11 protein-coding genes are annotated in these 15,280 nt (G+C 33.4%); 10 read left to right on the top strand and 1 reads right to left on the bottom strand.

Features of this window, described 5'->3' with window-relative positions; genetic code table 11:
• The first annotated feature begins 39 nt into the window (after positions 1-39).
• The 4 genes from tamL to HM982_RS02370 all read left to right on the top strand — a co-directional run bounded on the left by tamL (position 40) and on the right by HM982_RS02370 (position 5,682).
• Positions 40-2,622: a translocation and assembly module lipoprotein TamL gene (gene tamL / locus HM982_RS02385; RefSeq protein ID WP_246296556.1), complete on the top strand. Its 2,583-nt coding sequence runs from the start codon at positions 40-42 to the stop codon at positions 2,620-2,622.
• Positions 2,623-2,812: 190 nt separating this feature from the next.
• Positions 2,813-3,880, top strand: a complete 1,068-nt coding sequence (gene fbaA / locus HM982_RS02380) for a class II fructose-bisphosphate aldolase (protein ID WP_179351519.1) — start codon at positions 2,813-2,815, stop codon at positions 3,878-3,880.
• Between the two features lie 252 nt (positions 3,881-4,132).
• Entirely contained in the window at positions 4,133-4,990 is an 858-nt protein-coding gene (gene accD, locus HM982_RS02375; RefSeq protein ID WP_179351518.1) for an acetyl-CoA carboxylase, carboxyltransferase subunit beta, read from the top strand.
• A gap of 155 nt (positions 4,991-5,145) precedes the next feature.
• Positions 5,146-5,682, top strand: a complete 537-nt coding sequence (locus HM982_RS02370; protein WP_179351517.1) for a hypothetical protein — start codon at positions 5,146-5,148, stop codon at positions 5,680-5,682.
• 67 nt (positions 5,683-5,749) lie between these two features.
• Here the strand turns inward: HM982_RS02370 and HM982_RS02365 are convergent, their stop codons facing one another.
• Entirely contained in the window at positions 5,750-6,865 is a 1,116-nt protein-coding gene (locus HM982_RS02365; RefSeq protein ID WP_179351516.1) for a sensor histidine kinase, read from the bottom strand.
• Between the two features lie 200 nt (positions 6,866-7,065).
• Between HM982_RS02365 and rpsO the strand changes: the two genes are divergently transcribed.
• The 6 genes from rpsO to HM982_RS02335 all read left to right on the top strand — a co-directional run bounded on the left by rpsO (position 7,066) and on the right by HM982_RS02335 (position 15,264).
• A complete protein-coding gene (gene rpsO / locus HM982_RS02360; protein ID WP_179351515.1) occupies positions 7,066-7,335 on the top strand; it encodes a 30S ribosomal protein S15 in 270 nt (89 codons plus the stop codon).
• 251 nt (positions 7,336-7,586) lie between these two features.
• Positions 7,587-9,839, top strand: coding sequence for a polyribonucleotide nucleotidyltransferase (locus HM982_RS02355; protein ID WP_179351514.1), 2,253 nt, complete (start codon positions 7,587-7,589; stop codon positions 9,837-9,839).
• Between the two features lie 796 nt (positions 9,840-10,635).
• Positions 10,636-12,060 carry a glycosyltransferase gene (locus HM982_RS02350; protein WP_179351513.1) on the top strand — a complete coding sequence of 475 codons (1,425 nt, stop codon included), beginning with the start codon at positions 10,636-10,638 and terminating at the stop codon, positions 12,058-12,060.
• Positions 12,061-12,340: 280 nt separating this feature from the next.
• Complete coding sequence (proC, locus tag HM982_RS02345; protein ID WP_179351512.1) at positions 12,341-13,147, top strand: pyrroline-5-carboxylate reductase; 807 nt, start codon at positions 12,341-12,343, stop codon at positions 13,145-13,147.
• Positions 13,148-13,271: 124 nt separating this feature from the next.
• Positions 13,272-14,051: a glutamate 5-kinase gene (proB, locus tag HM982_RS02340; protein WP_179351511.1), complete on the top strand. Its 780-nt coding sequence runs from the start codon at positions 13,272-13,274 to the stop codon at positions 14,049-14,051.
• A gap of 13 nt (positions 14,052-14,064) precedes the next feature.
• Positions 14,065-15,264, top strand: coding sequence for a glutamate-5-semialdehyde dehydrogenase (locus tag HM982_RS02335; RefSeq protein ID WP_179351510.1), 1,200 nt, complete (start codon positions 14,065-14,067; stop codon positions 15,262-15,264).
• Positions 15,265-15,280: the final 16 nt, after the last annotated feature.

The raw sequence follows: 15,280 nt of genomic DNA, 5'->3' as shown, positions 1-15,280 counted from the left end.
TCATATAAACAGTATTAAAATAAGATACCTCTTTTAAATTTGCAACACGCCACGTTAATATCATTTACCAATACAAAATCGCTGTATCGTTACATACTTCTGCTTTCGTCTGTATTGATATTAAGCTCTTGTAACGTTGCTAAACGAGTAAAATCTAATGAGCATCTTATTACCAATAATACCATCCTTGAAAACGGAAATAAAGTTACTGATGAACAAATAAACAATATAATTGTTCAACGCACCAATTCAGGAATGCGCAAATTTTTAGGTTTTCCGTTAAAACTATACATATATAATCTTGCAAGACCCAATATAGATTCCATCTTAAACGCTAATGTTTTAAGTGATTCCTCAAAAGTAAAACGCAGAACAGCTCTACTTTCTAAAAAGCAATTTGATAAGCTTACAGAATCGCGACGCAATTTTAATGCTTGGTTAAAGCGTACGGGGGAAGCTCCTGTAATTTACGATGAGAGCAAAAGCATCAAAACAATCAGTAATTTAAGAAAATACTATTATAGTAAAGGTTGGTTTAATAATGACATTACTTTCGACGTAAAAAAAGACAGCAATAAATTAGCCGAAGTCACTTATAACGTTCAGAAAAACAAACCTTATATTTTAGATTCTTTAAATCCCCATATCAGCAGTCCTGCAATTGATTCGTTATATCCTAAGTTCAGCAAAAACACCTTATTAAGAAAAGGAGAACAATACGACGAACAAAACTATGAGCGCGAACGTGAACGTATTAATAGTTACTTGAGAAACGCTGGCTTTTACTATTTTGCGCAAGATTATATTCGGTTCGAAATGGATACCATTAACACCAACAACAAAGTAAATACCGATATAATTATAGCCAACAGAACCATAAGGGGCGACGACTCTACAACCACCACACCTTTTAAAATCTATAAAATAAAGGCGGTTAATATCTTTACAGACGATAATTTTGAAAATCGAAATGCCCCAATCACTGATACAACCACATACAAAAATGTGACCCTCTACAGCAAAGAAAAATTAAGGTTTAGACCGAAAGCGCTAACTGATGCTGTTTTTATTTCTGAAGGTGATAATTATACAGATTTGGCCAGAAGCAGAACATCACGCTACCTAAACGATTTACAAATGTTTAGATATCCTAATATTGATTTTGTTGAAAACCCAGAAGACACCACACTAACTGCCAATATATTTTTAGAACCTAAAAAAAAATACAGCCTTAATTTTGACCCAGAAATTAATACGAGTAATATACAGACCATCGGATTTTCATTTGGTACGGGTTTAAAAATTAGAAATATTTTTAGAGGTGCAGAATCCCTTGAAATATCTGGTGTTGCAGCTATTGGCGCCTCAAAGAGTAGAAGTAGTCAAGAAACAGATTTCTTTGATATTAATGAGTTTGGTGGTAATATTCGCTTAACGATCCCTAGGTTATTTTCACCTTTTAATACCGATAGAATTATTCCAAAATATATGTCGCCTAGTACCATAATAAACCTGTCGGCAACAAGCCAACAGAATATTGGACTAGATAAACAAGCACTTTCCGGTGTCTTTAGTTTCAATTGGTATCCTTCAGAGACTGTTACCAACACCTTAGAACTATTTAACGTTAACTATGTAAAAAACTTAAATACGAGTAACTATTTTGGTGTATATACCAATTCGTTTTCTAGCCTTAACGCTATTGCTCGTAGCATCGGCTATATTGCTGCTGACGAAAACTTAGAAAGTACAGAATCGCCACAATATGGACCTGCTGACGTGTTTATAGATACTGTTTTAAATGGAGAAACAAGCTTAAACCCTAGTGATGCAGATTTTGTAACCGTAAACAACATAGAAGAACGTAAAGAACGCCTCACCGAAAACAACCTCATTATTTCAACAAGTTTCGACTATAAAAAAGATAAACGTAATAATATCTTTGACAATGACTTCTCCGTTTTTAAATGGCGTATAGAATTGGGTGGCAACCTACTCTCTAACCTATCTAGCATTATAGGCTTATCTAAAAACGATGCTGGTAATTACGAAGTTTTTGGGGTGACGTTTTCTCAATATGTCAAAACAGAAGTCGATTATGTAAAATATGTTGATTTAGGAAGAAAAAACGTATTGGCCTTTCGGAGTTATGCTGGGATTGCTATTCCCTACGGAAACTCTAATAGTATTCCTTTTACTGAAAGTTTTTTTGCTGGCGGACCTAATGACAATAGAGCTTGGACCGCTTATAATTTAGGCCCAGGAAGTTCAAAAAGCACCAATGAATTTAATGAAGCTAATTTTAAACTTCACCTAAGTGCGGAACAACGTTTTAGCTTATTTGGATCCTTTCAAGGCGCTGTTTTTGTAGATGCCGGTAATATTTGGAATGTTCTCGATAACGTTACTGATGATTCCGCAACACTAACCAATTTTAAATCTTTAAAAGATATTGCAATAGGTTCTGGATTTGGTTTACGTTACGATTTTGATTTCTTTGTACTTCGTTTCGATATTGGTTTCAAAACCTATGATCCGGCACAAAATGAAAGTAAACGCTGGTTTAGAGATTACAACTTTAAAAATGCCGCTTATAATATTGGTATCAACTATCCATTTTAACTTTTCAAATTCCTTTTCATTTTTTTAAATTTTATTTTAAAAACCACACAGCAATTAGATTATAGAATATAAATTTAAACTTTTAACACACTCAAACCTACATCGTTTTCGTTATATTATAGTCGTTCAACCTCCATAAATTCTTAAAATTTATGTACTTTTGAGAATAGAAATTTTCAATTCACAAATTATGAGTCATAATATTAAACCTGGCGTTGCTACAGGAAAAGAAGTTCAGAATATTTTCAATCACGCAAAAGAAAAAGGCTATGCTTTACCAGCGGTAAATGTCATCGGTTCAAATACTATTAATGCGGTATTAGAAACAGCAAAATCATTAAATGCTCCTGTTATTATTCAATTTTCAAATGGAGGTGCACAATTTAATGCTGGTAAAAGCTTAAGTAACGAAGATCAAAAAGCGGCTATCGCTGGTTCTATTGCAGGTGCAAAACACATTCACCTTATGGCTGAAGCTTATGGTGTACCTGTAATCTTACACACGGATCACTGTGCTAAAAAACTATTACCTTGGATTGATGGTTTATTAGATGCGAGTGAACAACATTTTAAAGAAACAGGAAAATCTTTGTATAGCTCTCATATGATTGACCTTTCTGAAGAGCCAATTGAAGAAAACATTGCTATTTGTAAAACATACCTTGAGCGCATGAGCAAAATAGGAATGACTTTAGAAATTGAATTAGGTATTACAGGAGGTGAAGAAGATGGTGTTGACAATACAGATGTTGATGATTCTAAACTTTACACACAACCAGAAGAAGTTGCTTATGCTTATGAAGAATTAAGCAAAGTAAGTGACCAATTTACTATTGCTGCTGCCTTTGGTAATGTGCACGGGGTTTACAAACCTGGTAATGTAAAATTAACTCCAAAAATCTTAAAAAACTCTCAAGAGTATTTATCTAAAAAACACAATTTACCAGAAAATCATATCGATTTTGTATTCCATGGTGGTTCAGGTTCTACTGTTGAAGAAATTAAGGAAGCAATTGGTTACGGTGTTATAAAAATGAATATTGATACCGATATGCAGTATGCCTTTTTAACAGGTGTTAGAGATTATGTACAAGATAATAAGGAATATTTACAAACTCAAATTGGTAACCCTGAAGGTTCTGATGTTCCTAACAAAAAATACTACGACCCACGTGTTTGGTTGCGTAAAGGTGAAGATGCTTTTGTTGCCAGATTGAAAAAAGCATTCGAAGATTTAAACAATGTAGACACCTTGTAACATTTTTTTTTCAAACTTACTAGAGCCCATTAGAACTCAAAACCAGAGTTTTAATGGGTTTTTATCTATATAGATTTCCCTTTATTAGAGATAACTTTAGCTATTTTTGAGTTATATTTAATAAAATAGTAATTTTGCACACTTAGTTTAGCAACTAACAACTAAATTAAAATACCGATTAAAGATTTTTATAATCGTAAATCGTAAACCTGTCCTAAGCACAGTCTAAGGATTCAAAATCGTAACCTAAATATGGCTTGGTTTAAAAGAAAAGATAAAGGTATTCACACCTCAACACAAGAAAAAAAAGACACCCCTAAAGGGCTTTGGTACAAATCTCCAACGGGTAAAATTATAGATACTAAAGAGCTAGAACAAAACTTTTATGTGAGTCCAGAAGATGGGTATCATGTAAGAATTGGTAGTAATGAGTATTTTCAAATTTTGTTTGATGATAACAAATACAAAGAATTAGATCCTGGTTTAACATCAAAAGATCCACTTAAGTTTGAAGACACAAAAAAATACCCAGACCGTTTAAAAGCTGCACAAGAAAAAACCCAACTTAAAGATGCAGTACGTACTGCCGTTGGTAAATCTAATGGCGAAGATTTAGTGATTGCCTGTATGGACTTTAGTTTTATTGGAGGCTCAATGGGTTCTGTAGTTGGCGAAAAAATAGCTAGAGCAGCAGATTACGCCATAAAAAAGAAAAAACCATTAATGATTATTAGTAAATCTGGTGGTGCACGTATGATGGAAGCAGCCTTATCATTAATGCAATTAGCTAAAACTTCTGTAAAATTAGCGCAATTAGCAGATGCAGGTATTCCTTATATTTCATTATGTACCGATCCAACAACAGGAGGTACAACAGCTTCTTTTGCGATGCTAGGCGATATTAATATTGCAGAACCAGGTGCTTTAATTGGTTTTGCTGGACCAAGAATTGTAAGAGATACTACAGGAAAAGAACTACCAGAAGGTTTTCAAACTTCAGAATTTTTATTAGAACATGGTTTTCTAGATTTTATTACGCATCGTAGAGATTTAAAAAAACAAGTCAACCTATATATTGATTTAATCAAGAATCAACCCGTAAGAGAATAATTAAGACATAGCTATTTTACATACATCAAAAAAAAGAGGTTTAAAAACCTCTTTTTTAGTGTTTTATATTGAAAAATCATATATTGCGTTTCAAACCTGTTTTATTTTAGTGTGTCTAAACACACCAAAACATGACACTAAAAAACTAATCTATTATGACAATTAAAACAAAAATCACCCTCTTATTACTTATGGTGATTACAGCTTACTCATGTGATGAACTCGATGAGCTAACTGAATTCGACGTTACCGAAAATTTCACAACCTCCGTTATCATTTCTGCTCCTGAAGATTCAGAAGGCGAACCTCAAGAAATTTCTCAGTCTACCACCTTAGATATTTCCTCTAATGAAGACATACAAAACAACTTAGATTTAATTCAAGATGTCACATTAAATTCACTGACTTACGAAATTAGTGATTTTTCAGGTGTTGAAGATGCAACATTAACAGAGGGCACATTAACTTTTAACACTACTAGTATTACACTACCTAATATCAATCTTCAACAATCTGATAGTAACAATACTGTATATACAATAAATGAAATAGATGTTATTAATGCTATTGCAAATGATTTAGAAACTGATACAACGATTAATGCCTCTATCTCAGGAACCGTTAATGCGACACCTGTAACATTCGATGTTTTGATTAATTTAGATGTAACAGTAACGATAGATATTATCTAATTCTTCCTCATTGATAAACATCAACTAAAAAAAGCGTTTTTCATAACTAATTTGAGAAACGCTTTTATTATATATTGGGCACACGCTTTAAATAAATAGAAAATTCGGTACCCACTCCCACCTCACTTTCAACAGTTACCTTTCCGCCTAAAGACTCAATATGATTTTTAGTAATGAAAAGCCCTATCCCAATAGCATCTTCATTGTAATGAAAAGTTTTATACATCTGAAAAAGTGAATCACCAAACTTTTCTAAATTAATACCCTGACCATTGTCTTTAACTTTTAATACTATAAAATCACCTAGTATTTCAGAATTTAATTCTATAATAAGAGCTCTTTCATCAGATCTATATTTGATGGCATTGGTAAGAAAATTGAGAATAATACTATCGAGATAGGCCGCTATACCTTTAACAGAAACATCTTCACCTATATGGTTAAGTATAGTTGCATTGGCATTTTGAGCTAAGGCAACAATATTATAAATCCCTTTTTTAACAAAATCATATAAATTAAGAGCTTTCATTTTAGAATCCTCAATTTCTCTGATTTTAGCAACTTGGGTTAAGTGAGACACCGTGTCTTCTAAGTTTTCAACAGCCTGTTTTAAAAGTTGAAAGTTTTCATTTTGATTTAATTTAGAAAAATCATCCTCCAAAAAATTAGTTAACGACATTAAATTTGCAGAGTGCGACCGCAAATTATGAGTTACAATAGAAGCAAATGAAGTTAAACGCTCATTTTGTTCTTCAGCAACATTAAGCATCGCTTTTAATTTCCCATGATTCTTTTGACGCTTGGTAATATCTGTAAATTGCCAAATTAAATGAGGTCTTCCCTGCTTAAAATAAACTAAAGACACAGAAATGTGAAGCCAAACAATAGTACCATCCTTATGAAAATAACGCTGTTTTACACGGTATTTATCAATTTTACCATTAATGAGATTATCAAACTTTTTTTCATGAACACCAAGGTCTTCAGCATAAACAATACTATCAATGTCCATATTAAAGAGTTCCGATCGAGAATACCCAATAAGATCACATACACTTTGGTTAACTTTTAACCAGTTGCCTTCTAAGTTCACTATAGCAATACCGTTATATGTATTATTAAATGTGCGCTCTAAGACATCATTAGCAGCAGAGAAGCTCTGTCGATTATTTGAAACTTTCATAATTATCGTTTAATAAATATTATTGACTGAAAGCTATTATCAATTAAAAAAGGGTTGAGTAGTTAGGGTGTATGGCGTTAAAATAGATATTAGACCTCATAAAAGTTACGAAAAAAAACTCAAATCACAAAAAAGTAGTATATTTGCCGCTCGAAAGAGAGGCTTTCGTGTACATAAAAATCATTTACAATAATATTAGCATGTATTTAGATCAAAAAGGAAAAGAAGAACTTTTCGCTAAGCACGGTAAAAGTGCAAAAGACACTGGTTCTGCAGAAGGACAAATTGCTTTATTCACAGCAAGAATTAATCACTTAACAGCACACTTAAAAAATAATCGCAAAGATTTTAACACTGAGCGTTCGCTAGTAAAGTTAGTCGGTAAGCGTCGTGCTTTACTAGACTACTTAACGAAGAAAGATATCTTAAGATATCGTGCTATCATTAAGGAATTAGGTTTAAGAAAATAATCTAAACATACCGAGACCACGCTTTTTAGCGTGGTTTTTTGTTTACTATATAACTCAAACGTAAGAGTATAACAATCGTAAAAAAAATAGCATAAAAACTCTAAAGTTATTTTGGAGTTCGCGGTTTTTCATTGGTCACGCAAACAACAACTATTTACGCTGAAATTGTTTCAGCACACAACAACACAACGACCATTGTTTAACATTATTCTGGCGAGCAATAACGCGTCAGTATTAGAATTAAAAAATTTATGATTCCACAAGTTTTTAAAGAGGTCATTGACCTAGGGGACGGTAGAGAAATCTCTATTGAAACCGGAAAATTAGCAAAACAGGCCCATGGTTCTGTTGTTGTACAGTCAGGAAAATGTATGTTATTATGTACAGTTGTTTCTAACTACAAACAAGCCGATGTAGACTTTTTACCATTAACGGTAGATTACCGTGAAAAGTTTGCTGCCGCAGGGCGTTACCCTGGTGGTTTCTTCAAGAGAGAAGCAAGACCTAGTGATGGCGAAGTATTAACAATGCGTTTAGTGGATCGTGTTTTACGTCCATTGTTCCCAAAAGATTACCACTCAGAAACTCAAGTGATGATTCAGTTAATGTCTCATGACGAAGATGTTATGCCTGATGCTATGGCAGGTTTAGCAGCATCTGCTGCCATTCAATTATCAGATTTCCCATTTGAGTGTCCAATTTCTGAAGCTAGAGTTGGTCGTGTTAATGGTGAATTCATTATTAACCCAACACGTGCACAGTTAGAAGAGTCTGACATTGATATGATGATTGGTGCTTCTGCTGATTCAGTAATGATGGTAGAAGGTGAAATGGATGAGATTTCTGAAGAAGAAATGACTGAAGCTATCAAATTTGCTCACGATGCCATTAAAGTACAATGTGCTGCTCAAGTAAAATTAGCTGAAGCATTCGGTAAAAAAGAAGTCCGCGAGTATGAACCAGAAAGAACCGATGAAGATTTAGAGAAAAAAGTTTATGATATGGCATACGATAAAGTCTATGCTGTAGCAAAATCTGCATCTGCTAAACATGAAAGAAGTGCTTCGTTTGCAGAAATAAAAGAAGACATTAAAGCGACTTTTTCGGAAGAAGAATTAGCTGATTTTGGTGGTTTAATTTCAAAATATTACTCTAAAGCTGAAAAAGCAGCGGTTAGAGATTTAACTTTAAATGAAGGTTTACGATTAGATGGTCGTAAAACTGACGAAATTAGACCTATCTGGTGTGAGGTAGATTATTTACCATCTACACACGGATCATCAATTTTTACACGTGGGGAAACTCAAGCTTTAGCAACTGTAACTTTAGGTACAAGTAGAGAAGCTAATCAAATTGATATGCCGTCTTACGAAGGTGAAGAACGTTTTTACTTACACTATAATTTCCCGCCTTTTTCAACAGGTGAAGCAAGACCAATCCGTGGAACATCACGTCGTGAGGTAGGCCATGGAAACTTAGCCCAGCGTGCTTTAAAAGGTATGGTTCCTGAAGATTGCCCTTATACGGTACGTGTAGTCTCTGAGATTTTAGAATCTAACGGTTCGTCTTCTATGGCTACTGTTTGTGCTGGTACTATGGCAATGATGGATGCTGGTGTACAATTAAAGAAGCCAGTTTCTGGTATTGCAATGGGATTAATTTCTGATGCAGATTCTGGAAAATATGCTGTACTTTCTGATATTTTAGGTGATGAAGATCACTTAGGTGATATGGACTTTAAAGTTACTGGTACTGCCGACGGAATTACTGCTTGCCAAATGGACATTAAAGTAAAAGGCTTGTCTTATGAAATTCTTGTTAACGCGCTTAAACAAGCACGTGAAGGGCGTTTACATATCTTAGGTAAAATCACAGAAACTATTGAAACGCCTAATGCAGACGTTAAAGAACATTCTCCAAAAATGATTTCGCGTAGAATCCCTAACGAATTCATTGGTGCCTTAATTGGTCCTGGAGGAAAAGTGATTCAAGAAATGCAAAAAGAAACCGATACAACTATCGTTATTAATGAGGATCCTGTTACTGAAGAAGGTATTGTTGAAATTTTAGGTGTTGGTAATACAGGTATTGATGCTGTTATGGCAAAAATCGATGCTATATTATTTAAACCTCAAGTTGGTAGTATTTACGAAGTAAAGGTTATTAAAATGTTAGATTTTGGAGCCGTTGTAGAATATACAGAAGCCCCTGGAAACGAAGTGTTATTACACGTATCTGAATTAGCTTGGGAACGTACAGAAAACGTATCTGATGTGGTAAACATGGGTGATGTATTTGATGTCAAATATTTCGGAGTCGATTCTAGAACGCGTAAAGAAAAAGTATCTCGTAAGGCTATTTTACCAAAACCTGAAGGATTTAAAGAAAGACCCCCAAGAGACAACAACAGTCGTGGAGGAAGAGACAACAGAGGAAGAGATAATCGTGGACGTGATAACAGACGTGATGATCGCAAACCTAGACATGATAAGAAAGAAGATTAATTCTTCGTATATAATATCAAGAAATAAAAAGTCCATTGAGTTAATTCAATGGACTTTTTTTATGCCTTAAAATCCTTTTACTAACTTCATAAGCCTCCTACTGTTATCCCTTTCAAAATTTCGTAAACGCATTCAACATAACACTTCTAGTTATAGACATATTTATACGCTTGATATAAGCTCTTTATTTAACAAAACAAATACTGTATAACATACTACGATAAATTCAAACATCAAAAACACAGGAACACATTCTTTTAATAAACAAGTGTCATTAATTTGGACGTGACTATTAATAATGGCCATAGCTTTAAAATATATAGAACAGCAGGTTTTCTATGTACATAATTTTAAAAATATAATAGAGACAAGATTCATTTTTAACAAATAAACCCTTAAAACATATAACAACAAGAACTAAAGCTTAAATAAATAGTTATAATAAAACTTTATTAAGAAAGGCCAAAACGTAGTTCGTTATTTCCCAAATAATATCTGTTTCATAAATAATTTACAAGTATTATCCGCTAATAGAGAAACGTATTAATTAAAAAAAAATTAAGTTGTAAAAGATAATCACTACATCTCTAGTGTTAAAACTAGATAATAAGCTAGGTTTAAAATTTTTGTTAAAAAGCAAAAATAACACATTATATATCAAATTATTAAACACCTCTTTACATCATAACGTGGAGTTAAAATCCTATTTAAAAATGTTAAATAAAACTCAAATTCCATCTAAAAGCTAAAAATCAACGTAAATCCTATATCAGTTAATCCAACTATACAAAGATTTATGAAAACAAAAGAATTACCTTCACCTAAGATATCGAAAGCTAAAAAATTACGTAATAGTTTAAGTTTGCTTTTCAGCAGTAAACCAAAAACGCAACACTTCCATAACAGAGTCGTGCTATTTAGTACATTTTTATTAATTAGTATGGGCTTATATTTCTTCTATGTTTTTCATAGTGATTTCGAACAATTTAACGCTGACCGTAGAAGTACAACATTAGGATTTACTTTTATGGCTATCGCATTAGTACTGTTTGTATACAAAGCTTTATTTTTTTTATATACGGCTTATAATTATTTTAGATACAAGCCTGTTGCTTCTGTGTCAGATAAAGAATTACCTACGGTTACTGTTATTGTACCCGCCTATAATGAGGGTAAACAAGTATGGGATACTTTAATGAGTCTAGCAGAAAGCAATTATCCTAAAGAAAAAATACAAATATTATCTATTGATGATGGTAGTGTAGATGACACTTGGACATGGATGCAAGATGCCAAAGAAAAATTAGGGTCGCGTTTAGATATTTTTCAACAACCCGAAAATCAAGGTAAACGTCATGCACTTTATAGAGGTTTTAATCTTGGTACTGGTGATGTATTTGTAACAGTAGATAGTGATTCAATTGTTACTGAAGATACGCTTAGAAATTTAGTAAGCCCATTTACAAAAGATGAAAAATGTGGTGCTGTTGCAGGAAACATCAGAGTATTAAACAACAAAAAAGAAATGCTTCCGAAAATGTTGGATGTTAGTTTTGTAATGAGTTTTGAATTTGTGCGTTCTGCAGAAAGCAATCTTAATTCTGTGCTATGTACACCTGGTGCTTTAGCTGCTTACCGAAGATCCGCAGTTTTTAACTGTTTAGATGAGTGGATTAACCAAACTTTCATGGGACAACCGTCTGATATTGGTGAAGATCGTGCCATGACCAATATGATTTTAAAACAAGGGCAACATGTATTATTTCAAAAAAATGCTGTTGCTTATACTAACGTACCTGATCAATATTTAGGTTTATATAAAATGTTTATTAGATGGGGTCGAAGTAACGTAAGAGAAAACATCGCCATGTCTCAATATGTTTTTACAAACTTTAAAAAGGGGAGTAAATTTGGTAGTCGAGTACTTTTTATTAGTCAAGCTTCTAGAATATTAATGAGTTATCCATTTGTATTATTCATGTTATTTTTTGTATTAGCGCATCCACTATTATTTATTGGATCGACATTATTGAGTATCTTAGTACTTTCAACATTTTCAGCATTATTCTTTGGCTATCGTTACGAAATAAAAGAATCTATTTGGGCCTATACCTATAGTATTGTCTATACGTTTGCACTCTTCTGGATAACCCCTTACGCTATTGCTACAGCAAGTCGAAGAGGATGGTTAACTCGAGATTTAGCAGTAAAACAAGCCTAAATTAATTGATAATTTAAGACTCAGACCTCAAAGGTATTTCAATCCTTTGAGGTCTTTTTTTATTCATTTTACATCATTTGTCACCGACATACTGTCAGTTTAGCCATAAAATTAAATTTTCAAACTTTACATTTCTTTAGTTTTACATTACAAAACTTCACAATATCCCAAAATTAAACAAGAATACTTCAGAATATCACAATTCTTAAAATCAATATTTCTTTTTGGCACTTCCGTACAGTCCTTGTGGGTATTAAGTTGAAAATAATTCAATATAAAAATGAAAGTATTAGTAATTGGAGCAGGCAACATGGGTTTAACTTATTCTGAAGGTATGGCAGCATCGCCACTACTCAGTAAACACAAACTCAGAATATATGATACCGATCCAAAAAAAATTAAGACTCTAAGAGAAGACTCACGATTTAATGTTTTTGACAATTTAGACGATTGTCTACCAAAAGCAGACATTGTTTTTATTGCTGTAAAACCTTATCATAGTGATGATTTGTTTGAAAAAATGAAACCAATGCTAAACGACAGCCAGATATTTGTATCGTTAATGGCTGGCGTTACTATTGACACCATTCAACAAAAGCTTGGTGCCAACAAAGTTATAAGAACCATGCCTAACTTACCAGCACAGGTTGGTAAAGGCGTTACCTCTTACACCGAATCTAAAACCGTTTCTAAAGTAGAACTTATTATGGTTAGAAACCTATTAGACACTACAGGAACTTCGATACATGTTAATACTGAAAACTTTATCGATGCCTCAACAGGAATTTCTGGTAGTGGTCCGGCATATGTATTTTACTTTATGCAATCTATGCTTGAAGCCGCTTTAAAAATGGGCTTTTCAGAATACGATTCTAAAATTTTAGTTAGCAGTACGTTTGAAGGTGCTATTGAGCTCTTTAATCAAAATAACATTTCTCCAAAATCTTGGATAGATAAAGTGGCTTCTAAAGGTGGAACAACTCAAGCTGCCATAGATTCTATGGAAGATAATAATGTTAAGCAATTGATTCAAGATGCTGCTTATGCTGCTTTTGATCGTGCTGTAGAATTAGGAGAAGAGGATTAATCATTATTTTTTTAAGTCTGATGAATTTGTGTTGAAGAATGCAATTCAAAACAATAATTCAAATTAAAACTAAAGTTGTAGTACTAAAATTTTAAGATTTCAACTACAACTTACAATTAAACATATGGATAATAATATAAAACGTGTGGTCGTAAAAGTAGGAACCAACGTATTAACAAACAAAGACAATAGAATTTTAGGACCCGTATTACGAGAACTTGTTCGGCAAATTGCTGTATTATATGAGGAAGATATTATGGTCATCCTAGTATCATCTGGTTCAGCAATGGCTGGAATGGAGATTTTAGGACAAACAAAAATTAAAGACAAATCTATAAGACGACAAGTGTACTCCGCCGTAGGACAACCGAGAATGATGAGACATTATTATAGTTTCTTTAATGACTACGGTATGCGATGTGCGCAAGTACTAGCCACTAAACGTGATTTTGACATTGGGAAACACCGCGAAAACATGATCAATTGTTACGAAGGTTTACTTGAGGAAGGCGTTATTCCTATTGCTAATGAAGATGATGCCGTATCACTTACAATGTCTATGTTTTCTGACAATGACGAGTTGGCGAGCTTAATTGCCGAGCTTATTGATGCAGACCGTTTAATTATACTTTCAGATACCGATGGCCTCTACGATGGTCATCCCGACGATGATGATTCAAAAATTTTAAATACCGTAATTACGAATCAAAATGTTGAAAAATACGTCCAAGCTTCCGATAAAAAAGAAGGTGAAGGACGTGGTGGCATGGCTTCAAAATTAAAGATAGCCAAAGGCACAGCGAATAAAGATATCCCAACTTACATTGCTAACGGTAAGCGTAAAAATGTAATAGTGGATATTATCAACAACAAAAAAATAGGCACGAAATTTATTAGTGCTTAAAAAAACACAACAAATGAAATTATTAAATACAGCTATAAAAAACAACGTTCTAAAATCTATGATAAAGATTTTAGGCGATGAAAGACAAACTATTATTGAGGCGAACAAAAAAGATTTGGAAGCCTTTAATAGAGAAGACCAAGCACTATATGACCGTTTAATTGTAAACGACAAAAAAGTAGATGAAATGATTGCTGCTGTTGATGCCGTAATGCAACAAAACGACCCTGTAGGTAAAGAAATCTCGAATAGAACATTACAAAATGGTTTGAACATCGTTAATACTACAGCCCCATTTGGCACTATTCTTATCATCTATGAATCTCGACCAGATGTTACAATTGAAGCTGCTGTGTTAGCATTTAAAGCCAACAATAAAATCTTATTAAAAGGTGGAAAAGAAGCTCTAAATAGCAACCTTGTTTTAGAACAATGTTGGCATCAAGCATTAGAAGAAAATGGCCTTTCAAAAGATTGGATTAGACTCCTTCATTTAAAGCGCGAAGAGACTCAAGAATTTCTTAAAAATCCAACTGAACCATTAGATTTAATCGTTCCTCGTGGTGGCGAGCGCTTAATTAATTTTGTAAAAACACACGCTACTTGTGCTGTTTTAATCAGTGGACGAGGTAATAACTTTTTGTATGTTTCAGAACATGCGGACTGGAGTAAAGCCGTAAATGTTATCATCAATGCTAAAACGCATAAGATTTCAGGATGTAATGCTTTAGATAAAGTATTAATCAACAAAAATCTTCCAGAGTATGAAACCAAGGTGAAAATGCTTCAGGAAAAACTCGAACAGCATAAGGTTGAAATCCTCGTCGATAAAAAAATGGCTAATATCTTACCAAATAAAGAAACAATTTCGAATACAGATATATGGTATGAAGAATTTTTAGCCTTAAAACTCTTAATCGCAGAAGTTGATTCTTTAAATGAAGCCATAGAGATTATTAACACCTATTCAGGTAAACATTCGGCAGCTATTATTACAGAAACTAATGATGAAGCTATGACTTTTATGCATAATGTAGATTGTGCTGCGGTTTATCATAATGCCTCTACCCGATTCACTGACGGTGGTCAAATGGGTGTTGGAGCAGAGTTAGCTATTAGTACAGACAAATTACACCATCGTGGGCCTTTAGGCCTAAATCAGTTGGTAACCAATAAATATTATGTTTATGGTGATGGACAGGTGCGTGTCTAAGTCGTTTCAGTTAATA

The organism is Winogradskyella vidalii, assembly GCF_013403955.1.
In the GTDB taxonomy this organism is placed as follows: Bacteria; Bacteroidota; Bacteroidia; order Flavobacteriales; family Flavobacteriaceae; genus Winogradskyella; species Winogradskyella vidalii.
This window is presented reverse-complemented; position numbering and strand designations above follow the sequence as displayed.